Genomic DNA, 23348 nt, shown 5'->3' on the forward strand with positions numbered 1-23348 from the left:
GCAGAACTTTTTGAAAACGGTATCCGTTACTGTCGATAAGTCGATATTTTAAATTCCGTTTTCATCGATAATTACCATGCCCAGATGGTGGAATTGGTAGACACGCCAGCTTGAGGGGCTGGTGCTCAATTACGAGCGTGCAGGTTCGACTCCTGTTCTGGGCACACCACCAAAAACATCCAAGAGATCCGTTCCCTTGGATGTTTTTTTATTTCCGGATCAGTCATATATCCGGGGGCTTACTCCTCCAGACCGGCGATCACATCCGCAAGACCACCCTGGCGGATCATCTGGTCGTTCTCATCCAAAAGAATATAGTAGGGAATGCGGTCTATTTCCAGGTCTTTGGCGAGCGGATGCTCCCAGGCGCCCGGTAACAAATACTCCCCATCCAGTCGCTGCTCATCAATGAGGTAGTTGTGCCAGCGCGTGCTGTCAAAGTCGATCGATAGGCCGAGCGGTTGCAGTTGCGCCTGATATTGATCAACGACACTGTCCAGAGCCGGAAAATTCTGGATACAGGGCCCACACCAGGTCGCCCAGAAATGTAATAACTTACGTTTGCCGCCGGTATTAGCCAATATATTTTCTTTTTCGGAGGTAGAAGGGATCAGTTCGTAGTTCTCCCACGCCACATTTTTCCCGATATTGGATTTTCGGGTAAGCGCCCGCTGGATCATTCGGAGTTCCGTACCGGGTATGGCCGTGGTGTCGATCTGCTCGTATAAAGACCGGAGCTGTTCCTGCGAAAGCCTCTCGGCGGAACGTGCCAGTATCCAGCCCCCCAGGTTGTCGGAAAGCTTGATCTTTTCGGCGATTACCCGGGTCATTCGGGCATTCAGGGATTCGGGATTCTCCCGATCCGCGGTCAGCCGCTGGTAATCATTCTGCCAGTCTTCCAGTAGATCCTGCATTTTCGACCCGACGATGGAGTCCACTCTGATCCTCTGGGGGCGGGTATCCGTAGCCAGAATATAGTGGCCGTACATTTTGATGTGACTGTTTTCCAGGTAGACCCTCGCCGGGGCGATCGAAGTACCTTTCGGGATCACGGCTACCTGCTCCGGTACCGGCATTTCGCCGGTGAAGCGGGCGACCCCGTCCACCACCAGTACACTATCCATTTCTTCTCCGGCGAGAAAAAGGTAGTCATTGTAGTCCCCGGACAGGTGAACTTCCAGGATGTAGGAATTACGGTCCGGGAGCGTTTCCTGGTTGCATCCTCCAAGCAGAAAGCTGAGCAATGCAGTTAGGGTAAGGAGAGCGGTCGTTTTCATACTTTCGTTTATGCCCATAACGTCCCATCCTCCTAAAAGTCACGCCTTTATGACCTAACTATTATCAATTTACTGTCCTTCTTCCACCCGGCGTTTCAAGGCTACATTCATGCGTTCAAAAGAATTTCGGGTGTTCTCGCCGATCATTTTCATTAAGATGCCGACGAGTATGCCCCGGAAATTTTCGCCGTGTACCAAACGCGTATGCTGCTCGTCAATCGGTTCCAGCAGGAAGTAATGTTCCCCGTCAAACAGACCGGATACAAAAAGTTTACCCAGCCAGCGCAATTCGTTCGGTGCGTCCACGACCAGTAGCTCGGGTTTAAAAATCTGCGGCGAGCGTCCCTCCAGCATCATGGTGTTTTTTAGGTGGGTGCCCACCACCGGCTTCCCTTCGATCTTTATAAAAGGATTCCACTCCGGGTATTCAGCAAAGTTCAGCAGGACCTCCCAGATCTTTTCGGGGGATGCGGCAATAACGATCTCTGTGCTTAAATTTTTCATTGTTTTTAATTTATCTGGTACAAAAATGCCGGTATTTTGTCGATATCATCTTGACCGCAAATGCCGAATGATTGACATTTGGTGCCAAGTATTTATCTTCGCGATTGGCGGATTGCTCCTGCCTCTAATTCTTAACTTCATGCCATTCCGAGCGAGATTCGTTAAAAACATGATCCACTTTGCCGGTGAGCGCGGTGCCGACATCGGTGATCTGCTCCGGGCAGTTGACAGCCGGCATCTGGATGAGTTGAATGATGAGGACCGTTTTTTCGACCGGGTCCAGTACGACCGGGTGCTGCAGATCGCCCTGCGTCAGAGTCGGGATCCCAGTCTGGGTTTACATTTGGGCGAATTCCTTTCCCTTTCCGCAGCCGGCCTGATCGTACAGATCGTACAGAACAGCAGTACCGTTCTGGAAGCCCTCCGGTATACGGTAGAGTTCGCTAATCTCGGCTGTCAGGAACTCCCCTTTCGACTGGAAGAACTTGACCACGCCTGGGAACTTTCCCTCCAACCCGATGCGGCCTGGGAAAAGCAATATCCGCTGAGCGCCCACCAGACCATGGACGGCATGATGGTATTTACCCTCCGGGAATTCCAGAGTATCACCCTGCAGCAGCACCAGCCGATCAGCGTACATTTTTCCTACGCCAATCCGGCGGCCCGGCCGGAATACGAGCGGATCTTTCAGTGCCCGGTGCGCCTGGGCACCTCCCAAACGGCCTTTTATCTGAATAAAGCACAGGTGGCGGATAAAGTCGTCAATAGCGATTTTGAGTTGCTGCAAATGCTGGTGCGCTACGCGGGGCAAAAACTAGAGCATATGGCCCGGGAGGAAGACTTTGGGCACCGGGTCCGCAAAACGATCCTCAACATGGCCCGCCCTCATTTTCCAGGGATCCGGGAGGCCGCAGCTAATCTCAATCTGAGCGTACGTACCCTGCAGAGAAGGCTGAAATCGGAAGGTTGTACCTATCAGGAAGTGACCGATGAACTGAAAAGAGAATTTGCCCTGGACTACCTCCGGAATGAGGAACTGAGTGTCAAGGAGATCGCCTACTCCCTGGATTTTGCCGAAGCCAGTTCCTTTATCCGAAGTTTCAACCGGTGGTTCGGGATGAGTCCCCAAACCTACCGCGAGCAACATTTTTCTTCCTGACCTTCAAAGGAAAGGGATGCAAAAACCGGATTTAGTCAACATTTGTCGGCCAATTTGAATTATATTACGAAACAATTAAAAGCTCATATAAATCCAATTGCCATCATATTATGAGATGTAAGCCACTTCTAGTTTTATTAATTCTAACCTTTTTTTGGTCCTCCTGCGCCAATTTTAAGATAAATTACTCCGCTGAAGGAAAAGATTGGGAAACCCAGTTGCCACCCAGCGGCGAAGAGCCTGTTTACAGCGTTTACCTGATCGGTGATGCCGGAGGAGCCGCCTTTGATGAAATACCGCCGGCCATCAGGCTACTCGGCGAGAAATTGAAAAATGCCGACGAGAACAATGCGGTGGTTTTTCTCGGAGATAACATTTATCGCACTGGTCTGGCGCCCACCTGGGCGGAGGCGGAAAGGGCCTCGGACGAATACAAGATCAAAGTTCAGCTGGATGCGGTTAAGGACTTTCCCGGCCGGGTTTTCTTTATTCCCGGCAACCACGACTGGTACAACTGGAAACTGGAAGGCGTACAGCGTCAGGCCCGTTTCGTGGAAGACTATCTGGGCCGTGATGATATCTGGTTCCCCGATGCCGGATGCGGTGGCCCCGAAGTGGTGGAACTCACCGAAGATCTCGTCATTCTGCTGGTGGATTCCCAGTGGTACCTGCAAAATTGGGACGGCCTGCCGGAGATCAACGAAGACTGCGATGCCAAAAGTCGCGAGGTATTCGAACTGGAGGTCGGCGAAGCGATCAAAAGCAACCGCAACAAGAATATAGTCATTGCACTGCACCACCCGCTGTTCACCTACGGTCCGCACGGGGGGCAGTACCGGGCCAAAGATCATCTGTTCCCACTGACCAACCTCAACAACAACCTGCTGGTTCCCATGCCGGTAGTGGGATCGGTTTTCAACTTCCTGCGGGCCACCATCGGCCACGAGCAGGATGTTTCCAACCCCCGCTATCGGAATCTCCGCAACAGTATGGTCGGCCACGCCCGCAAAAATGGGCGTTTTGTCTTTGCGTCGGGTCACGAGCACAGTATCCAGTATATCGAGCGGGACAGTCAGGTATTCGTGGTGAGCGGATCGGGCTCCAAAAGAACCGCCGTGCGCAACGGCAACGGTTCGGATTTCTCCTACGCTCAGTACGGATGGGCCAAGATCGATTATTACGAAGACGGAAGTGGCTGGATCGAATTCTGGGTACCGGAGGGAGACGGCGAGGAAGGTAAGGTCGTTTTTCGCAAGAAAATTCGCGGCCCGCTTCCCGATAAGGAAGAACCCCTGTTCGACTATCCTCCGGTGAATGTGCTGAAAAGCGTTGAAGTACCGGTGAGTAAAGATAATTTTGCCCGGGGCGGGATCTGGAGTTTCCTGTTCGGCCAACACTACCGGAATGTGTACGGCTCCGAAGTGCAGGTGCCCGTACTCGACCTGGAAACTTTTCAGGGAGGCGTGCAACCGGTCAAACGCGGTGGCGGCTTCCAGACCAACTCGCTACGGCTCGAAAATAAAGAAGGAAGGCAGTTCACCATGCGATCCATCGACAAGGATGCGACCCGGACCATCCCCTACCCGTTCAACCAGTCGTTCGCGGTGGATCTGGTCAAAGACAATTTCAGTGCTTCCCATCCGTTTGCGGCCCTTGCGATCCCTCCCCTGGCGGATGCCGCAAAGGTCTATCACACCAATCCCAAACTCTACTACGTCCCTAAACAGGCCAGGCTGGATACCTACAATGATGATTTTGGCGGTGCGCTCTACCTCGTGGAGGAAAGACCAGACGATAAGGTCTGGAAGGACGCCGAATATTTCGGAAACCCCAAAGAGATCTTTAGTACCCGCGATGTACTGGAAGAGATACAGGGCGAACAGGACGATCAGATCGATCAGGCCTGGGTGGTCCGTAGCCGACTGTTCGATATGCTGCTCGGCGACTGGGACCGGCACGATGACCAGTGGCGCTGGAGTCTGATCGATACCGGTAAAATTGAGTATTACCGCCCCATTCCCCGCGACCGGGATCAGGCCTTTAGCGAATACGACGGCTTTGTGATGTCCTTCGTGCGCAACGCCATGGCCTCTTCCAAACAGTGGCAGCCTTACGGGGGCGATATCCGGCCCGCCAAATGGGGCAATTACAACGCCCGCCATTTTGACCCGACCTTTACTTCGGAAATGGATCTGAGCGACTGGGAAAGGGAGGCCAATTTCCTGAAAGAACAACTTACCGACGAACTGATCGACTCCGCCTTTATGACCTCCTGGCCGAAGAACATCTATGATATATCGGCTCCCGACATCATTAAAAGCCTGAAAAAACGCCGGGATAACATTATAGATATTGCCAAACGGTATTATCTCTTCCGGGCCAGAAAGGTAGATGTGGTCGGCACGGAAAAGCGGGACCTTTTTGAAGTCAACCGGATTGACCGGGAACGCACCAACATCAAGGTCTACGATACCAATAAGGAACTGGAAAAACAGGACCTGATCTACGAAAGGACCTTCATCAGCAGTGAGACCAAAGAGATCAATCTCTACGGGCTGGATGGAGACGACACCTTTATCATCACGGGTGAGGTGCCACAGGGTCCAAAGATCCGGTTTATCGGCGGCCCGGGAGAAGACACCTTCAACGATTCTTCCCGCATTGTGGGTGGAGGACGTAAAAACCTCGTTTACGATGTCGAATCAGAAAATAATGTCGTAAACGGTGGAGAGGATACCCGGATACTTATCGGCGATAATCCGGTTTACAATACTTACGACCGAAAGTCCCGGGATTACGAATACAACTTCGGCAGCCTGTTCCCGTTCTTCAGCGTGAATCCGGACGATGGTTTCCTGGTCGGTTTTCTCGGTAGTTATACCACCTATGGCTTCCGGAAGGATCCCTTTGCCTCCAAACACAGCTACGGCATCAACTACGCCCTGGCTACCCGCGGCATTCGCTTTACCTACAAGGGCAGCTTCAACGACCTGCTGCTCAGTGACTGGGACCTGATCCTGCAGGGCAAAGCCCAGACGCCTTTCTACGCCATCAACTTCTACGGATTGGGCAATGATGCCCAGAACCCCGAAGTGCTGGAAGACCGGGATCGCGATTACAACCGCGTCCGGCAAAGACTGATCGAATTTAACCCCATGCTGATGAAAAGCGAGGCCACCGGCGGCTGGGGAATTGGTCCCACATTCGAATCCGTCCGTATTGATCGCACCGCCGGTCGCTATATTGACGAAGTGGCCGATCAGTTCGATCCTAAGTTGTTCGACGGTATGCAGTATCTCGGATTGCGCCTCACGTTTGAATATACCAACCTGGACCAGCCCGAACTGCCCACCAGAGGTTTCAGTTTCCGCAGTGAAGGCGGCTGGAAATACCAAATGGGGAATATTAACAAGCACTTCCCCTACCTGAATGCCTCTTTTTCGGCCTACCAACGGCTGGACTACCGGGCCAATGTGGTAATCGCCAGCCAGTTCGGCGTACAGCATCGCTTTAGTAACGATTACGAGTTCTTCCAGGCGGCTACCCTCGGCGGTACCGGTACGGATGCCAATTTCCGGGGCTTGCGACGCAATCGCTACGCCGGTAAAACGGCTTTTTATCAGAACAATGATATTCGCTGGAAGATCCTGGGGTCACGCAACCGGACACTGCCCTTCTCTATGGGTATACTCGCCGGCTTCGACCACGGGCGGGTGTGGCTGGATGAGGATGTGGATGAGTCCGAAACCTGGCACTATAGTTACGGTGGCGGGGTCTGGATCAGCCCGTTCAATAGCTTCGTTCTGAATCTGAGTTTATTCCGGGCCGAAGACAACCGGAATGTATTTACCTTCCTCGGATCCTACTTCTTCTAAACGGCCCGTTGCTCCGCCCCCGGTCGTCAGTCCGGCATTGATCCCGACTGACGACCGGAGGCCGGACGAATAGCCGTCCGCATTTCCCCAAACACAAAAGCCGGACAACGATACGATATATCATTGTCCGGCTTGGAGGAAGTAGATCTCCGGGAAATTACGCGGGGATTACTTGCTTTCCTTGATGAAGGTACGCTCCTTGATACGAGCCTTCTTACCTACCAGTTCACGCAGGTAGAACAGACGTGAACGACGTACTTTACCACGCTTGGTGATGGTTACGTCTACGATATTTGGAGAAGAAAACGGAAAAATACGCTCTACACCAACACCGTTAGACATTTTTCTTACTGTGAAGGTTTTAGTGGAACCGTTTCCTTTAATTTGGATCACATTACCACGAAAAGACTGAATACGCTCTTTATCTCCCTCCACGATACGGTAGTTAACTACTACGTTGTCACCAGCACGGAATTTGGGTAGTTCCTTGGCCGGTGTCATTTGCTCGTGTACAAACTTAATAGCATCCATTTTTTATCGATTTATCTGACTGCTTCACTTAAAGCGGGGCAAAGGTAAGTATATTTTATAAAAAAAGGTAGAGAAACTTAAAATATTACACCTCAAAGTGCACATTCAAAGTCTCTCTACCTCCTTAAGATGCTAATGAGCCGAACGGAATTAGAATCCCGGATTCTGCGTCATATTTTCATTCACATCCAGTTCCGCCTGCGGGATCGGAGCAATGAAGCGATCGTCCGGATAATCCACTCTACAGGTAGAGTTGGTGCAATTATCCCGGATCAGATCCTGCTTGGTCCGCATCAGGTCCCAGAGCCGCTGGCCTTCGAACATCAGTTCGATCCTTCTTTCGGTAAGAATGGCGTCGATCAGATCCTGGCCGCTAGCCGTAGTCGGTGCGGCATCGGGCAGCGCCCGCATCCGGATGATGTCCAGATCGGCGATCGCTCCCGCCTCGTCATTGGTACGGGCGCGGGCTTCCGCACGGATCAGGTATACCTCAGACAAACGGATCACCGGAGTATTGTTCTGTACGGATGGGTTCGGGTATTTATCCACCCGTACGGTTCCGTACTCGCCACTCAGGTTTTCGTCCGTTTTGAACAATCCCCATCTTACGTCGTCATCCGGAATGAGATCCAGCAGATCTCCCGCCGGCAGATAATCTCCGTAGCCTTCTACGATATACATCCGGCCCAGGGCGTCGGAACCGTTGTTATCTACTTCGCTGAAAGCGATCTCGAACATAGTCTCCGAAGAGTTGCCGCTACTCCAGGCATCCACGTAGTTATCCGTAGACAACAGGGAGTAATCACCGCTTTCGATCACTTCCGTAGCCAGCGTTTCGGCGGAAGAATAGTTGCCCATATAGAGATACACCCGCGCGAGCAGGGCCTTGGCCGCCGTTTCGGAGATACGGGCGGAACCCGGATCCTGATTCAGCAGGGAAATAGCCTGCATGAAATCACTAACGACCTGACTGTATACTTCCGCTACCGTGTTCCGGGAGGGTCTGGAATCCTTATCGAAAACCGTTACGATGGGAATTCCTTCATGACTGTTCGCATCGGTATACCCATAGTGCTGGGCGAACATACGAACCAGGTCAAAATGAGCCAGTGCCCGGATAGCGTAAGCTTCACCGATCAGCTGATCCCGATCGTCCTGTACGGCCGCGGGAATATCGGATTCGGCATTGATCACCGTATTGGCACGGGCGATCACATTATAGATGGTGTTCCACATACCGGCAGCGATACCGTCCGTGGCGTTGGTAGCAAAGTCGGAGAACAACTGAGCGCGGTTGGCCTGGCTGTTCTGTTTAACATTGTCGGACATTACATCCGGCACCAGTACAAAGTAGCGGCCGTAGTAGTTGGAAGACTGCATACCGGAATACGTACCCAGTACGGCGGCCTGATAATCCTCTATCGTTTCGATGGCCGTTTCCAGATCCACGGACTGAAAGGGTTCCAGTTCGAGGAACTCTTTACTACAGCTGAATAAACTCAGGAAACCTACCAGCAGTAGGCTTTTTATATTGATAAACTTCATGTTTTGCATTATTTGTTGTTTTAGAATCCAAAATCAACGCCGAAAGAGATCGTTTTGAGATTGGGAACCGGAGAACTGATCACACCACTGATCTGTGCTTCCGGATCGTGGTAGAGACGATCATCCTTGACAAAAGTCAGCAGGTTGGTCCCGCGAACGTAGGCCCGGATGCTGGACAGACCGATACCCTGCAGGGCACTGGCCGGCAGATCGTAAGCCAAAGTCACGTTCCGCAGACGAACGTAAGAACCGTCAAACAACCAACGGGTCATGTTCGCAGCGTTACTGTTGTTGTTACCCCCCCAGCGGAAATAAGGCACATCGGTCATGTCACCCGGGTTTTCCCAGCGGCTCAGGTTGAGGTGGGTCTGGCTCCGGGGAGTCAGTGCACCGTCACCCTGCAGGAAGCGGGCTTCTGCGTCGTAGATGTAGTTGCCCCAGCTGAAGGTGAACTGTCCGTCCAGGGAAAGGTTTTTATAGCGGAAGAACGTGCTGAAACCACCGAAGAAATCAGGCGTAGCGGATTTGCCGTCTACCACGCGGCTGGCTTCACTGAAGTTGCCGGTAGTTTCCGTCATGCTTTCGTCCACGTACCACAGCGGCGTACCGTCATCCGGGTTAACTCCGGCCCACTGGTACAGGTAGTAAGACTGGAAGTCCAGTCCTTCCCGGCGGATCTTCGTACCGTCGATGATCTCTTCGTCCAGACGAATGATCTCGTTCTTCAGGAAAGAGATGTTACCACCTACGGATACCTGGAAGTCAGACGTCTCTACCAGCGCGGCGTTCAGGGTAAGTTCGATACCGGAGTTTTTCATGGCACCGAAGTTCTGCGTCAGTGAGGTAAATCCGGTCGTCGCGGAGATCGGACGATTCAGCAGCAGGTTGTCGGATTCCCGCTCGAAGTATTCCACTGTACCGGAAAGTACGTTACCCAGGCCAAAGTCCAGACCAACGTTGAAGTTGGTAGAAGTCTCCCAGGTGAGGTCCTGGTTACCGATGTTGGTCACGGCACCACCACCGGTTCCGTCGTAGTCAAATCCGAAACCGAAGAGGCTTTTGGCGTCGTAGTTGCCAATACCGGCGTTACCATTGGTACCGTAACTCGCTCTCAGTTTCAACTGGGTGATCGTTTCCGATCCGAGCAGGAATTCTTCCTGATCCAGACGCCAGGACAGACCTAAAGACCAGAAGGTACCGAAACGGTTGTTCGAACCGAAGCGGGAAGAACCGTCTCTACGGATAGAGGCACTCAGATAATACTTGTAGTTGAAGTTATAATCCAGGCGGGAGAATACCGATTCGAAAGAATACTCGGTAATATCACTGCTGGCCTGGGTCGGAGTGGCCGCACTGGCCAGCGTCCGCAGGTTCGGGTTCGGGAACCCTTCACCGGAAGCCCGGATACCTTTCGTGGTCGTTTTCTGTGATTCGTACCCCGCCAGAGCAGAAATATTGTGCGATTCACCGAAGGACGTAGCGTAGTTCAGCGTCTGGGTACCGATCCAGTTCAACTGGTTGCGGTAATATTCGTTGGCGTAGCCGCCTACGTTCCGACCGTCACCGTAGCGACCGTTCCGGAAGAAATTCTCTTCGATGTTGATGATGTCAAACGCCCAGGAAGAGCGGAAGGTCAGACCGTCTACGATCTCCCAGTCCGCGCTGAGGTTGTCCATCATACGGATCTGGTCGAATTCACGGGTATCGTCACCGGACAAGCTACCCACCGGGTTGTTACCGCCCATGAAGAAACTCTTGTGATCTCCGTAAAAACGGCCCTGCTCGTCGTACAGCGGAATAACCGGCGCCAGGAAGTAGGCGTTGTACATCGGGTTGGCCCAGCCGCTACCGCTACTCATTCCCTTCTGATTCAGGAAAGAGACAGACAGGTTGTTCGAGATAGATACGCCCGGCAGAATCTCCGCCGTGATGTTCAGGCGGGAGTTGTAGCGATCCAGACCGGAATAGATGATCGGAGACTCCTGGCTGAAGTAACCGGCAGAAGCGTAGTATTTCACTTTATCCGTACCACCCTGTACACTCAGGTCGTAGCTCTGGTTCTGGCCGACGCGGGTAATGCCTTCTACCCAGTCGGTTTCTACATTGACCTGCTGGATCTCTCCATTAGCGCCGAAGGTTACGGCGTCACCGTAGTATCCTTCAAAGCGCTCAATTGCTCTTTCAACCGTTTCGCCGCGGTTGACCCAACCTTCGATGAACATTTCGGTATACTGTTCACTTGTCAGTGGTTTCAGGCGACGGTTGTCAGTAACCGCCCAGTCGTTGAAACCGTACTGCGTGCGCAGTGCCACTTTTGGCTTTCCTTCTTTACCGGATTTGGTCGTGATCAGGATCACACCGTTTGCACCTCTGGAACCGTAGATGGCCGTAGAGGATGCGTCTTTCAGTACCGTAATACTTTCAATGTCGTTCGGGTTGATCGAGGCCATGGTGTTGGCCGTGGTGTTGGTACGGGTCAGGTCACCGGCAGTTACCGGAATACCGTCGATCACGTATAGCGGCTCACTGGAGGCGGAAATAGATCCCTGACCGCGGATCCGGATCTGTACGTTGGCCCCCGGCTGACCGTTACCGGTTACGGATTGCAGACCGGCTACGTTACCCTGCAGGGTCTGTTCGATGGAAGCCAGTGGAACCTGCTCCAGCTTCTCGGAGCCCAGCGACTGGACCGAACCAGTGAGTCCCTCTTTACGCGACTCTCCATAGCCTACAACAACTACTTCGGAAATACCGATAGCTGCGGAAGCCAGGGAAACATCGACAGTTCCTCTGCCGCTGACGGCAACTTCTTTCTTTTCAAAACCAGTGTAGGAAACTTCCAGGATAGCATTAGCGGTAGAAACGCTCAGAATGTAATTTCCATCAAGATCGGTAGCGGTACCGTTGATGGTGCCCTTCTCGAGTACGGTCGCCCCTGGAAGCGGCTCTCCGGACTCATCAGTGATTGTACCCTTAACCGTTGATTGCGAGTACATTGCACTAGCCAGGAACCCCAGCATAATGCAGAGTAATGCTTTTTTCATCTAGTCTCAATTTTTAGTGAGTGACAAGCTTAGTCCCCCTAAAAATAGAGCATAGGTTATTTTAAAAAAAGCTTCGTTACCTTATTATACCTTTCGAATGCTTACCAATTAGACAAAGATTATACGCCAAAAAGAATAAAACGAAAGTAAGTATATGCCTCACAAAATTTTAGTTAAGGAAACAGCTTGTTTTTTGGAAAATATACCGTAACCAGAGGCAGAAAATAAATTGATTTTTGTCTCCTTTTTTACAAAACAAAAATTGTAAGTTACCAAAATAGCGCGTAATTAGCGATGCTTTTCGAAGGTCTCACCAGGTCCTGTCCGGCACCGGCAGGACGTCATCGAATAAGGGTGGCGTAGCCCTTGAGTTCGATCAGATCTCCCCTCGGTTCGTTGTAACTCACCATAACCACATAGACCCCATTCGGCGAATCCTGACCGTTGTTCAGCTTGCGGCCGTTCCAGCCTTCTTCCGGATCTTCCGTTTCAAATACCAGCTCTCCCCAGCGATTCCAGATCGTCATTTTAAAATTGGTGGCCCCTTCCATCAGGCCTTCGCCCATATACACATCGTTGCGGGCATCGTTATTCGGCGTAAAAGCATTGGGCAGAAAATACCGGACTTCCGGAAAAATATCTATGATGGCCGTCGCTGTATCCTGGCATCCACTCTGGTGGGTAACGATCTGGCTCACCACGTAGCGGCCGGTATCCGGGAAGGTATAATTCGGACTCGGCAGATTGGAATTGAAATTCGTACCGAAATCCCACCGCCAGGCGATCGCCCCGCTGGATTCATCCTGAAAATAGACCGTGGGCTGAATATTGCTCGGCTCTTCCGGGGTAAAGGAAAAACCCGCTTCCGGCGAGGGTTGCACCGTGATCAGTTCACCGAACGTTGTATCCGTTTCACAACCGATGGGCGAGGTAATGGTCACATCCACCGTATAGGTCCCCGGATCTTCGTAGGTATAGAACGGGCTGATCGCCGAGCTACTGCCCCCGTCGCCGAAGCTCCAGTCAATATCGTAGGTGGTATCGATGGGAAAGGAAAGATTATCGAAAAATATCTCGGCCGGCGCACATCCGTCGAAGGCACTCGGGGCGATCACGATCAGCCCGGGCACCGGGAAATAAGGTAGATTTTTGGTAACCGATTCCACGCACTGGTTGGTATCCCGCACCGTCAGCGTGACGGGCAGGTTACCCGGTATGCGGTAGTTGTAGGTTGGGTTTTGTCGATTCGAAACGCCCCCTTCCCCAAATTGCCAGTTCCAGGACGTGAGGCAGCAACTTCCGGTGGCCGACAGGTCCATAAAGTTGACCGGCCCCGCTACACAGGTATCGTATTCATAGGAAAAATCGGCAGTTATATCCGGAAAGACGTTCACTTTGATGAAAGCGGTATCGCCGCAATCCGTGCCTTCGTTGAGCCGCAATTCACCGGTATAGGTACCCACGCCGGGAAAGGTCACGGTCGGATCCCATTCGTTGATGATCTGCGTATTGCCGTTGATGTCGAAACGCCATTCGAAGTGATCGATGAATTGCTCCAGGTAACTCTGGTTTTCAAAAGTAACCGTGTTGACCCCACAGGAATTGATGACAAATTCCTGATCGGCGATCTGAAAATCTTCCCGCACATCCGCCACTACCTGCGGATCACAACTGGCCACGTTAAACTGAAAGTCCCGGTAGACCTTACTGAGCAATTCGCCGTTCCGGTATTCCGACACGCAGACCCCCACCACAAACTGTCCGAGTATTTCCGGAACGCCGGTGATGATACCCAGCCTCGGATCGATCCGAACGGGATTGACGCCTTCCCCCAGCGGCATAAAGGGTGTAAAGTCCGGGGCCCGGAAGCTCACCTGCTGGTAAGGCGGGGCGCAGGCCGGGGCCGGTGCGGCGCCATCACAGGTGGTCAGGAACTGCTGATCCAGATTGTTCTCCCCACCATCCAGCGGGCTGCAGAATTCGTAAACCAGCTGATCGCCGTCCTCATCCGTTGCGGAGTGGTCAAAATCCAGTTCGGCCCCCGCACAGATGACGATGGGCGGAAATTCGTCAAATACCGGACTGTTGTTTTCCAGTTGCTGAGCCAGCGGAGTGATCTCCACCATATAGGTGGCGCCGGTGGCCTGGGGTGAAAATATATTGTTGATCGTGACGTTCCGGCAACACCGCTGGTAGGCCACGAAATAACTTTCCGTCGTTTTGGGCAGCTCCATTTCCCAGATGTAAACCCCTTCTTCCACACAGACATCGGGTGGGATCAAACAGGGGTAATCCGGTGCATCTACCGATCCCTGGCGGGTGAGGCTGACACTGGCCCGGGCAAAAGTCTGGGCCTGGTTTAGGTTCCCGCAATCCACTTCATTACCGCAGCGATACACACCGATCTCCGCACGAGGGTCGAACTGTGCGCATTCCACACAAAAACAATCCCGGTACATTTTCATGGTGAACTGATAGCGGTCGTTGCCCAGATAGCGGTAGGTGATCCCTCCCCCGACGATGTGGCGGGCCTGGGACTGGTCAGGACATAAAAAGAAGATCAGGGCCAGCGGTAAAAAAAATAGTTTCCTCATTTAATTGGTAGTATTGGATGTGGGATTTACAATAGCAGAGCTTTGGGTGCAGTAAGCAGGGGGTAAGATACACTCCATCTTCGTATCGGTGCTGAATGCCGGGCAGCAATCGTATTGCGCCGGGCTTTCGTCCTTTGCGAAGCGGCTGATCATAAATCGAGTTATAGCATACATTCGTTAAATCCTCACGTTAACATAAATAAAAATAGCAGGGTTTAGAACAATTGGTAGTAAGGAAGCTTGGCTATGCACGCCGGGCGACATTTTTTTCGCGAATATTCCGGCCGGAGAAAATTACCCAATTAACTGATCCTGGCCTGATCTTGAACCAGATAGTGCTTCAGCATTCCGGATATTTTCTCCCTTTTTCGGCAACGTACCGATCCCGGGCGGGTAGAACCATAAGCCCGGACAATTTCAACGAAAAGATAAGGGCTAAAATTTCTGAAATGTACTACTCCCCGGTAGAAAAAAGCAAAATTTGCACCCTTAACAAACAATACCATGCCCAAAAATGAGTTTTAGGAATGTATTTGATCACAAAGTCAACCCCAATTTTCCCATCGCTGTTGAAATTACACAATGAGTAGCCGGAATATATATACGATGCTTCAATAACTTTCGGCCGCTCGACTTCAGAGTTTGTCCCTTATTCATAAATCTCATCCCTTTTTTGTGTGTCATTCCAGATTGGAGTGATTCTATCTGCGTTTCCCAAAAGCAATTTGTAATTTAAAGGAACGATAAGGATAATAGCTTCGTGCTAATGCCCTATCCTAAAATTTACGTGTTTATGATGCTGATGTCTACAAACGTTAGAAAGTCTATGGTTCCGGACTACCCTCTTGAAGATGCGCTTTCCTCTTTACGAAACAGTGGTCTGATCTTGTTTCCTACGGACACCATTTGGAGCATCGGGACCGACGCCAAGGACCCGGTGGCCATTCTTCGGCTGCTTCGGCTCTATCATCTGGTAGAATCACCCCAGCCGGTAGAGATCCTGGTGGATTCCCTGGAAATGCTCAAGCAATATGTTCCCGGACTACACCCTAAACTGGAAACGCTGCTGTTGTATCACGTCCAGCCCCTGGCCATTCAGGTCACCAATATGGATCGCCTGCCCGTACAACTGCGGGACGCGGATGTTCCCGTTGCCTTCCGATTGGTACAGGACAACTACTGCCGTCAACTGATCCAGGCATTTGGCGGGCCAATCGCCTCCATGTTTGCCACTTTTGACGGGACGCGGCTACCGGCCCATTTCGGTAATATCAATTCGGATGTGGTCACTTCCGCCGACCTGGTGGTGGGTCTGGATGTACCCGCTCAAAAAAGTGGTCAGCCTTCGGTCATGATCCGGCTTTCACCGGACGATGAGCTGGAGTTTTTGCGGGAGTAAGCTGCGCTAAGTCCGAAAGTTACGGGTGGACCGGTGCGGTTGCCCCGTAACTTTCGGCTCCCAGCGGCTACAGGCCGGATCTATTTTGCTGAAAGCAGCGATGATCCCGGGCTGAAATTGACCCGATCCAGGGCCGCATTTACCTGATTATCACCGGCGTTTTTGAACACGAAGTACAGGTCATGTTTTCCTCCCGTAGCTTCCGGTGTAATCGTAAAAGTCTGCAATTCGTCACCTTCCGTGACCGTCAGGCTCGCTGAGCCCGCCAGTTTTCCTTCATTCCCGTCCAGATGCAGTTCTACTTTTCCGCTCCCCTTTACCTGGGCCAGTAAAGTGATCTCCTGGACTCCCGTGAGATCGATCCCCTCGAAGGCGATATACTGATTATTGGTCAGATCGACCATACCGTCGTTCCGGTCCCGCACCGAACCGATCTTGGTACCGTTGCTCTTCTGATCGTAGCGTTCGGCTTCCAGCTTCGGATAGCGCAGCACCAGCATTTCCTGGCTTGTGATCGACTGGATCGCTCCGTTCCCTTTATCGGCATAGGTCGCCAGCAGGATATAGGCGCCCTCTTTATTGTCCTTATCGTGCAGATTGGTCACAAACGCCCCTTTGGCCGGGAAGGTTGATTGCCCTTCCCCGTCGCCGGCCAGCGAGAGGATGTATTCCGCGATCGTTGTCGTTTGCTCCAGGGTCAGTTGCGGGTGCGCGGACATTACCGTTTCGCCCCATTTACCGCCACCGCCTTTTATGATCTTTTCGGCCAGATAAGCCGTAGCGCCGTCTTCCTCGGCGTAACGCTCGGCGATCTCCAGGTAGCTCGGACCGTTCACCTTGCGGTCGACCGCGTGGCAGGCTTTGCAGTCGGAACCATCGATCAGTTGCTGGCCTTTGGCAAAAGCACCCATCGGCTGATCATCGGCAGTCTGGTGCCCCATCGCCATTTCCACTACGTCATAACCTTCGGGAAGGTAGTCGATAGAGACCTTTACCCTGGAAGCATCCAGCGATCCGTCCGCCAGCGATCCGTCCTCCTTATCCGTTACCGCTACTTCGTAATCGATGGTAGCTTTATCCCAGTAAAAAGATTGATTTCCGTCCAGCTTCCATACGATTTGCGGAGCCTCGTTCCCGACCTGGATCTCCACGGTGGTTTCGTCGGTATTGCCGCTTTCATCCGTCACCTGCAGCTTTACGGGATAGATTCCGGCCTGTTCAAAAGTATAGGAAGCATCCGCTGTACGCTCCTGGACCGCGTCGCCTTCAAACGTCCAGGCGTAAGTGAGCCCTTCGCGATCGAGATCTTCGCTCTTTTCCGCCGAGAAGGCCACCGTCAGGGGAGCTGCACCCGCCGGTTTATCCGCCGTGATGCGGGCGATCGGAGCCCGGTTGCCGCTGACGTACTCCACCCGCGACAGGCGGGCATCCTGGTTGCGCGCGAACCAGGTCTGGCCGTATTCCAGCACATACAGCGCTCCGTCCGGTCCGAAGACCATATCCATCGGTCGGGAAAATTCCATATTCGGAACGAAGGGATCGGCCTGGATAAATTTGCCCTCCTCGTCCTGGTGGATGACAAAGATCCAGTTGCGCATCCATTCGTAAATGAAAAGCTTGCCGTCAAAATATTCGGGATAGCGGTTCTCCACTCCGGCAAATTGATCCTGGTAGTAGACCGGACCGGCCATCGGGTTTTTACCGCCGGTTTTCACCCAGGGAAATTCCTCGGACTCGTCGTAGGAGTACCAGATCAGTGAGGGGGTGAAGGGCGGCAGTTCCTGTAGTCCCGTATTATTGGGTGAATCGTTGATCGGGTTTTCCGGATTGAACGGTTCACCGCTTTGTTTTTTAGCGAAGTCGTAATCGTTATAGGCCTTGCCGTCTCCCCGGAAATAAGGCCAGCCGTAGTAGCCGGCTTTTTTCGCCAGGTTGATCTCGTCGTAGCCTTTAGGTCCGCGCATCTCGCCGTCCTTTCCGGCATCCGGCCCTACGTCTCCCCAGTACAGCCAGTCGCGTTTCTGATCGATAGAGATGCGGAAGGGGTTCCGGCATCCCATCACAAAGATCTCCGGCCGCGTATCGGGCGTTCCTTCCGGGAACAGGTTACCTTCCGGAATGGTGTAACTGCCGTCCGGTTCCGGGTGAATGCGCAGGATCTTACCGCGCAGGTCGTTTGTATTACTGGAAGTACGCTGGGCGTCCCAGGGTTCCCGGCCGGACTGCTCGTCGATCGGAGCGAAGCCGTCGGAAGCAAAGGGGTTGGTATCATCTCCGGTGGACAGGAATAGATTGCCGTGCCGATCAAATTCCAGCGATCCACCGGAGTGGCAGCAGGTGACCCGTTGGGTTTCCACTTTCATAATGACCTGCTCGGAAGCAAAATCCCAGGTAGTACCGTCGAATTTAAAGCGGGAGATCTGGTTGATGGATTCTTCGCCCGGAGGAGCGTAATACACGTACACCCACTTGGATTCCGGATAGTCCGGCGCTACGGCAACGCCCATCAGTCCATCTTCGAATTCATCCCAAACGGGAATAGACGTCAGTGAATCCGTGGCATTGGATTGCGGATCCCAGATGCGGATAGCTCCTTTGCGCTCCACGATGATCGCCCGGCCGTCGGGCAGAAAATCGAACTCCATCGGTTCGTTCAGGTTGGAGACCAACACGGTCTTTACAAAACGATTCTCAAAGGGCACGCGGAGGGTATGGGCCCGGGCGTAATCCAGCTGATCGTCGCCGATCGCCCATTCGATCCCGCCCTTGAGATGATCCAGAAAAAATGCTTCCTCGAAGGATTCGGGCGTATGCCCCATGCCGGTGTAAAAAGCCCGGCCGCCGTCGAATTCGTGGTACCAGACCAGCGGGTGGTAATCGCCCATGCCGCCGTCTTCGTAGCTGCTTTCATCCAACACCATAAGGACGTTGACTTTTTCCTTATCGAAATTTTTGTAGTCATACCATTCGTCGGTACGGGTCACCTTGCCCAGACCGGCCTTTTGGGAAGCCGGATGACTATCGTCTACTACTTCCAGTGTTGCTTCCTGGGTACGGGGGTGACTTTTAAACCAGCCACCGACCAGTTCGCCGTACCAGGGCCAGTCGTATTCGGTATCCGCAGCGGCGTGGATACCCACAAAACCGCCGCCGGCCTGAATGAAGCGTTCAAAATCCGCCTGTTGGGCGTTATCCAAAATATCCTGAGTAGTATTGAGGAAAATGACCGCCGAAAAATCGCGGAGTACCTCCTCGGTGATCTGAGTGGGATCTTCGGTAGCGACTACCGTCCATCCATTTTCCTGGCCCAGCTTTTCGATGGCCTCGATGCCGGCTTCTATAGATTGGTGCCGGTAGCCCTGGGTGTGCGAAAAGAGCAATACATTTTTTTCGCGCTGCGGAGCTGAGCAACTACTCCACAAAACGGTGAGAAGCAATGCCCAGAAAGTCAGTTGTTTCATTTTAATCCTTTGTATGATGATTTTTCGTTTGAACTTGCGAAGTTACTTTAGTTACGGCATTTTTTAGGAAAAACCGAATAAAATTAGGTTTGGCAAATTAACAGGGTGTAGACCAAAACTACCCAAATGGCCGGTTGTTTTTAATAAAAAAAGAGCTATGGATAAGCTATTAATGGACAAAGTTGCGATCGTAACGGGAGGTGCTTCCGGTATCGGGAAAGCATCGGCTCTTTTACTGTCCCAGCGGGGTGCTAAAATTACCGTATCGGATGTCGATGAAACGGGCGGTAAAGCCGTCGTAGACCAGATCAAAGCCGGTGGCGGAGCGGCGATCTTCGTACCCGCCGACACCTCCAAACCCGAAGATGCCGAACGCACCGTCCGGGAAACCATCAAGGCTTTCAAGCGCCTGGACATTGCGGTTAACAACGCGGGTGTCGGTGGAGAAAGCGCCCCGGTCGGAGCCTATCCGATCGAATCCTGGGACAAGGTGATCGCCATTAATCTTTCCGGCGTATTCTACGGGATGCGTTACCAGATCCCCGCCATGCTGGAAAGCGGTGGCGGTAAGATCATCAACATGGCCTCTATTCTGGGGCAGGTTGGATTTGCCAACAGCAGCGCCTACGTGGCCGCCAAACACGGAGTAGTGGGCTTGACCAAAAACGCCGCATTGGAATACTCTGGCCAGGGTATCCGCGTGAATGCCATCGGTCCGGGTTTCATCAAAACCCCGCTGTTGGCCGAAAATCTGGAGGAAGAACAACTGGAAATGATCGCGCAGCTGCATCCGATCGGCAGACTCGGAGAATCGAAAGAAGTAGCCGAACTGGTCCTCTGGCTGGCCAGTGACCAATCCTCTTTCGTCAGCGGATCGTACTACCCCATCGACGGCGCTTACCTCGCCCAGTAGATTGACGGCGGCGACCACATAAATCAGCCCGATGGCGAAAAGTACCATCGGGCTGATTTCGATCCTCGCGCCCGCTTTGGTGCCTAAGAAGAGGGGCTCCCCAGATCATTCAGCTCCCGATAACTTCATGCTCAGCGAACGGGTTACGCCCATGACGATCAGTAGCTGTCCACCCAGATAAGTGATCATGATCGCCCAGCCGATGACCACGGGCCAATCCGGCAACCAGTCCGTAAACCTGGAAATGGCAATGATACTATCCGACAGCACGAACAGGATCGCTCCTACCAGCAGCATCAGCTGATCACCGGGCAATAGATTGGGTCCGATCTGTAAAGCCTTCGCCGCCATGATGAGAATGACCGCACTGTAGATCAGCACCGGTACTTCCATGCCCGCCGGTAAGGGCCATAACAACCAGATCATCACTCCCCAATAAAGTAGAAAAGGCAAGGCCAATAAAGGTCTCTCGGATAAAAGGCCCCGCTGCTGCCCGGGCCAGTAATGAAAGGCCAGCCAGTAGGCGACATGGGTAAGCAGAAAACTCGAAAGGCCCAGCAAAAAGAAAAGTCCGCCGGAAGGTCGACCATCCGCAAACATCAAAAAGGTATCCCCGAGAAAGGAAAAGGCCAGACCGACGATCAGCCATTTGGCACTGGCGGTGCGCAGGGGGCGGAGTCTGGCGTAAGCGTACCACCCCAGCCAAATCATCAGGAAGGGTTTGGTCAGATAGTTATCACTACTGGATGCAGTGATCATTGCCCCCAGATTCGCCAGGGAAAAAAGCAGGAAAAGTCCTAAAAAGTGGTGTGCACTGTTTTGGTTGATGCCGGGCATAGGTTTAGGTGTTTAAGTTAGGTCATATTCAATGCCGGTGTTGTTCAAGGGTGTGCAGGATCTTCGGGAGGTGGACCACCTGAAACTTCGGAGAGCGTGGATGCGCTTGGCAATTAGGAGTTGTTTCCATTTTACCAGCCCCACAAGCTTGTTCCTCACCGCAGATACAATTTTCACTTCAAAGGGATGCTGGGAAAAGACGATCTATTTATCGGGGCAATATAATTTAAAGTCGCCATTTAGACGATTATAGCGGACGGTAATTCGTCCGGATTCCGGGGCAAAATTGAGTTTGCCAGACGGAGCACCATCGACCGGATGATCCGTTGAACAGAACGGCCGCTTCCACTGTTTAGCCTGTAAAAAATGGACCGATCCTTTGTGCAGGCAATTATGGCCCTACCTGTATCCCTGCTGGCGGCACTGGGCCTGGCCTGGGCCGGTAGTCAAAATGGGGTATCCGCATTCGGCCTGCCGCTTTTTGGCCTTTGCGTTGCCGTGAGTATCGGCATCCAGTGGCTGGCATTCATCCCCGCCTATCTGTTGAAAACGGAAAGATTTTACGACCTCACCGGCAGTTTCACTTTTCTCACGCTGATCATTCTGGCTATTTGGCTGGGCCCCGCTCCGGATACCCGATCCTGGGTACTGGCCGCGGCGGTAGCCATCTGGTCCGTACGTCTGGGGAGTTTTTTGTTCCTGCGCATTCACAGTAGCGGATCGGACAGTCGCTTCGATGAGATCAAGCAATCGTTCTCCCGCTTTCTCCTGGCCTGGACCCTCCAGGGGCTCTGGGTATTTTTTTCCCTGGCGGCTGCCCTGGCCGCTATGACCTCGATCCGGACGGAAGCGTTCGGCATCTGGGGGATACTGGGCACATTGGTCTGGCTGTTCGGCTTTACCTTTGAGGTGATCGCCGACTACCAGAAAAGCCGCTTCCGGGAACAGCCGGAAAACCACGATCGCTTTATCCGTTCGGGCCTCTGGTCCCTATCCCGGCATCCTAACTATTTCGGCGAGATCGTACTGTGGACCGGCATCGCCATCATCGCCTTTCCCGTGCTACAGGGCTGGCAGTACGTCACCCTGATCTCCCCGGTATTTATAACGCTGCTACTCACCAGGATCAGTGGTATCCCTCCTCTGGAAAAAAAGGCGGACGAAAAATGGGGTGGACAGGCCGGATACGAACAGTACAAAGCCGAGACGCCTGTACTGATCCCCGATCTGAAAAAGATCCTGGAATGAAATGAGCATAGCGCCTGAATTTCGAAGTGGGAAAAACCGGTGATCTGGACTACTGACTGCGGTTGAAAATGGCCTGCTGAATGCCCCGGTCCCGCTGGAAGAAATTCCCCGGCACCATTCCCGTAAAATGCTTAACCTCTTTGATGAAGTGCATTTGATCGTAGTAGCCGTTTTGGTAAGCAATATCGGTCAGGTTCAGGCCGGAAGCCGGACTATCCGTACTTAATGCCTGGAACAGACGGACCAGGCGGCTGTATTTTTTCGGGCTTACGCCCAAATGCTGCAAACATTTGCGCTCCAGGGTCTTAATGGATACGTTGAATTTATTTGCCAGTTCGCCGATGGGTAATTGTCCTTTACCGGCCTCCAGACTGGATAAAAGATGATCGAACAAACGGTCCCGACGGGATGGATTACGGTGGAGCATGGCTAAAAAGTAGCGTTCGATCAGATCCAGCCTTGCCTGCCAGTCTTTTGTTTCCACCAATGCCTCCTCCAGCAGGCGAAAACTTCGGCCGAAGATCGCTTCCGGATCGAAATTCCGATCGACGAATTCCCGGACATCCATTCCCGTGAGGCGGGCCAGTCCGTGCGGCCGAAACCGAACCGAGAGCAGGCAACTCCGGTCAAGTTTTATGCGTTGCGGCCGGGTTTTCAGTCCGGTCAGGTGGCTGGTAAAATGTTGCACGACGGCTCCGTCGGCCGAATGCCGTTCCAGTCGATGCTCGGAAATAACCAGCTCGACCGAATTATCCGGTACAATGAGGTGGAAGCGACCGCCGTTGTCCGGCTGATCGAAAAAATTCTCCGCCCATACACAGTCAATGTACGGACTGAGCGCCGGGCCCAAACGAAAACTGCGGTAATGATCCATCTTTCGGTATTTATCCACCAGGGGATTGTACCGGAAGTTCTCATCTAAAAAGCAGTAATTTCCTTTTTTTCGATGTAGCCGCCATTT

14 protein-coding genes and 1 tRNA gene are annotated in these 23348 nt (G+C 52.6%); 6 read left to right on the forward strand and 9 right to left on the reverse strand.

The window, feature by feature from the left end; translation table 11 throughout:
* Positions 1–78 precede the first annotated feature (78 nt).
* Positions 79–164 (forward strand) — tRNA-Leu (locus CRP01_RS34130).
* Positions 165–239: 75 nt separating this feature from the next.
* Here the strand turns inward: CRP01_RS34130 and CRP01_RS34135 are convergent.
* Together CRP01_RS34135 and CRP01_RS34140 are read right to left on the reverse strand one after the other, a co-directional pair.
* Complete coding sequence (locus CRP01_RS34135) at positions 240–1277, reverse strand: TlpA disulfide reductase family protein (RefSeq protein ID WP_170110657.1); 1038 nt, start codon at positions 1275–1277, stop codon at positions 240–242.
* Positions 1278–1346: 69 nt separating this feature from the next.
* A complete protein-coding gene (locus CRP01_RS34140) occupies positions 1347–1781 on the reverse strand; it encodes an SRPBCC domain-containing protein (protein ID WP_099154572.1) in 435 nt (144 codons plus the stop codon).
* A gap of 169 nt (positions 1782–1950) precedes the next feature.
* On the opposite strand from CRP01_RS34140, the gene CRP01_RS34145 reads away from it, so the two are divergent.
* Together CRP01_RS34145 and CRP01_RS34150 are read left to right on the forward strand one after the other, a co-directional pair.
* Positions 1951–2940, forward strand: a complete 990-nt coding sequence (locus tag CRP01_RS34145) for an AraC family transcriptional regulator (protein ID WP_170110658.1) — start codon at positions 1951–1953, stop codon at positions 2938–2940.
* 218 nt (positions 2941–3158) lie between these two features.
* Positions 3159–6815: a metallophosphoesterase gene (locus tag CRP01_RS34150; protein WP_170110659.1), complete on the forward strand. Its 3657-nt coding sequence runs from the start codon at positions 3159–3161 to the stop codon at positions 6813–6815.
* Between the two features lie 168 nt (positions 6816–6983).
* Here the strand turns inward: CRP01_RS34150 and rplS are convergent, their stop codons facing one another.
* The 4 genes from rplS to CRP01_RS34170 form a co-directional block, all read right to left on the reverse strand.
* On the reverse strand, positions 6984–7346 hold the full coding sequence (gene rplS / locus CRP01_RS34155) for a 50S ribosomal protein L19 (protein WP_099154575.1): 363 nt from the start codon (positions 7344–7346) through the stop codon (positions 6984–6986).
* 150 nt (positions 7347–7496) lie between these two features.
* Positions 7497–8900 carry a RagB/SusD family nutrient uptake outer membrane protein gene (locus tag CRP01_RS34160; RefSeq protein WP_099154576.1) on the reverse strand — a complete coding sequence of 468 codons (1404 nt, stop codon included), beginning with the start codon at positions 8898–8900 and terminating at the stop codon, positions 7497–7499.
* Between the two features lie 11 nt (positions 8901–8911).
* Positions 8912–11935 (reverse strand): SusC/RagA family TonB-linked outer membrane protein, encoded by a 3024-nt coding sequence (locus tag CRP01_RS34165; RefSeq protein ID WP_099154577.1) that lies wholly within the window; start codon positions 11933–11935, stop codon positions 8912–8914.
* 341 nt (positions 11936–12276) lie between these two features.
* Positions 12277–14529, reverse strand: coding sequence for a PKD domain-containing protein (locus CRP01_RS34170; RefSeq protein ID WP_233752812.1), 2253 nt, complete (start codon positions 14527–14529; stop codon positions 12277–12279).
* Positions 14530–15355: 826 nt separating this feature from the next.
* Between CRP01_RS34170 and CRP01_RS34180 the strand changes: the two genes are divergently transcribed.
* A complete protein-coding gene (locus tag CRP01_RS34180) occupies positions 15356–15928 on the forward strand; it encodes an L-threonylcarbamoyladenylate synthase (RefSeq protein WP_170110660.1) in 573 nt (190 codons plus the stop codon).
* A gap of 80 nt (positions 15929–16008) precedes the next feature.
* On the opposite strand, the gene CRP01_RS34185 is transcribed toward CRP01_RS34180, so the two are convergent.
* A complete protein-coding gene (locus CRP01_RS34185) occupies positions 16009–19389 on the reverse strand; it encodes a ThuA domain-containing protein (RefSeq protein ID WP_099154580.1) in 3381 nt (1126 codons plus the stop codon).
* 157 nt (positions 19390–19546) lie between these two features.
* On the opposite strand from CRP01_RS34185, the gene CRP01_RS34190 reads away from it, so the two are divergent.
* Positions 19547–20302 carry an SDR family NAD(P)-dependent oxidoreductase gene (locus CRP01_RS34190; RefSeq protein ID WP_099154581.1) on the forward strand — a complete coding sequence of 252 codons (756 nt, stop codon included), beginning with the start codon at positions 19547–19549 and terminating at the stop codon, positions 20300–20302.
* A gap of 105 nt (positions 20303–20407) precedes the next feature.
* Here CRP01_RS34190 and CRP01_RS34195 read toward each other — a convergent pair whose 3' ends face one another.
* Complete coding sequence (locus tag CRP01_RS34195; RefSeq protein ID WP_099154582.1) at positions 20408–21139, reverse strand: lysoplasmalogenase; 732 nt, start codon at positions 21137–21139, stop codon at positions 20408–20410.
* Positions 21140–21505: 366 nt separating this feature from the next.
* On the opposite strand from CRP01_RS34195, the gene CRP01_RS34200 reads away from it, so the two are divergent.
* Positions 21506–22387, forward strand: a complete 882-nt coding sequence (locus CRP01_RS34200) for a DUF1295 domain-containing protein (protein ID WP_099154583.1) — start codon at positions 21506–21508, stop codon at positions 22385–22387.
* Between the two features lie 49 nt (positions 22388–22436).
* Here CRP01_RS34200 and CRP01_RS34205 read toward each other — a convergent pair whose 3' ends face one another.
* Positions 22437–23261, reverse strand: coding sequence for an AraC family transcriptional regulator (locus tag CRP01_RS34205; protein ID WP_170110661.1), 825 nt, complete (start codon positions 23259–23261; stop codon positions 22437–22439).
* Between the last annotated feature and the right edge of the window lie 87 nt (positions 23262–23348).

Source organism: Flavilitoribacter nigricans DSM 23189 = NBRC 102662, assembly GCF_002646595.1.
Lineage (GTDB): Bacteria > Bacteroidota > Bacteroidia > Chitinophagales > Saprospiraceae > Flavilitoribacter > Flavilitoribacter nigricans.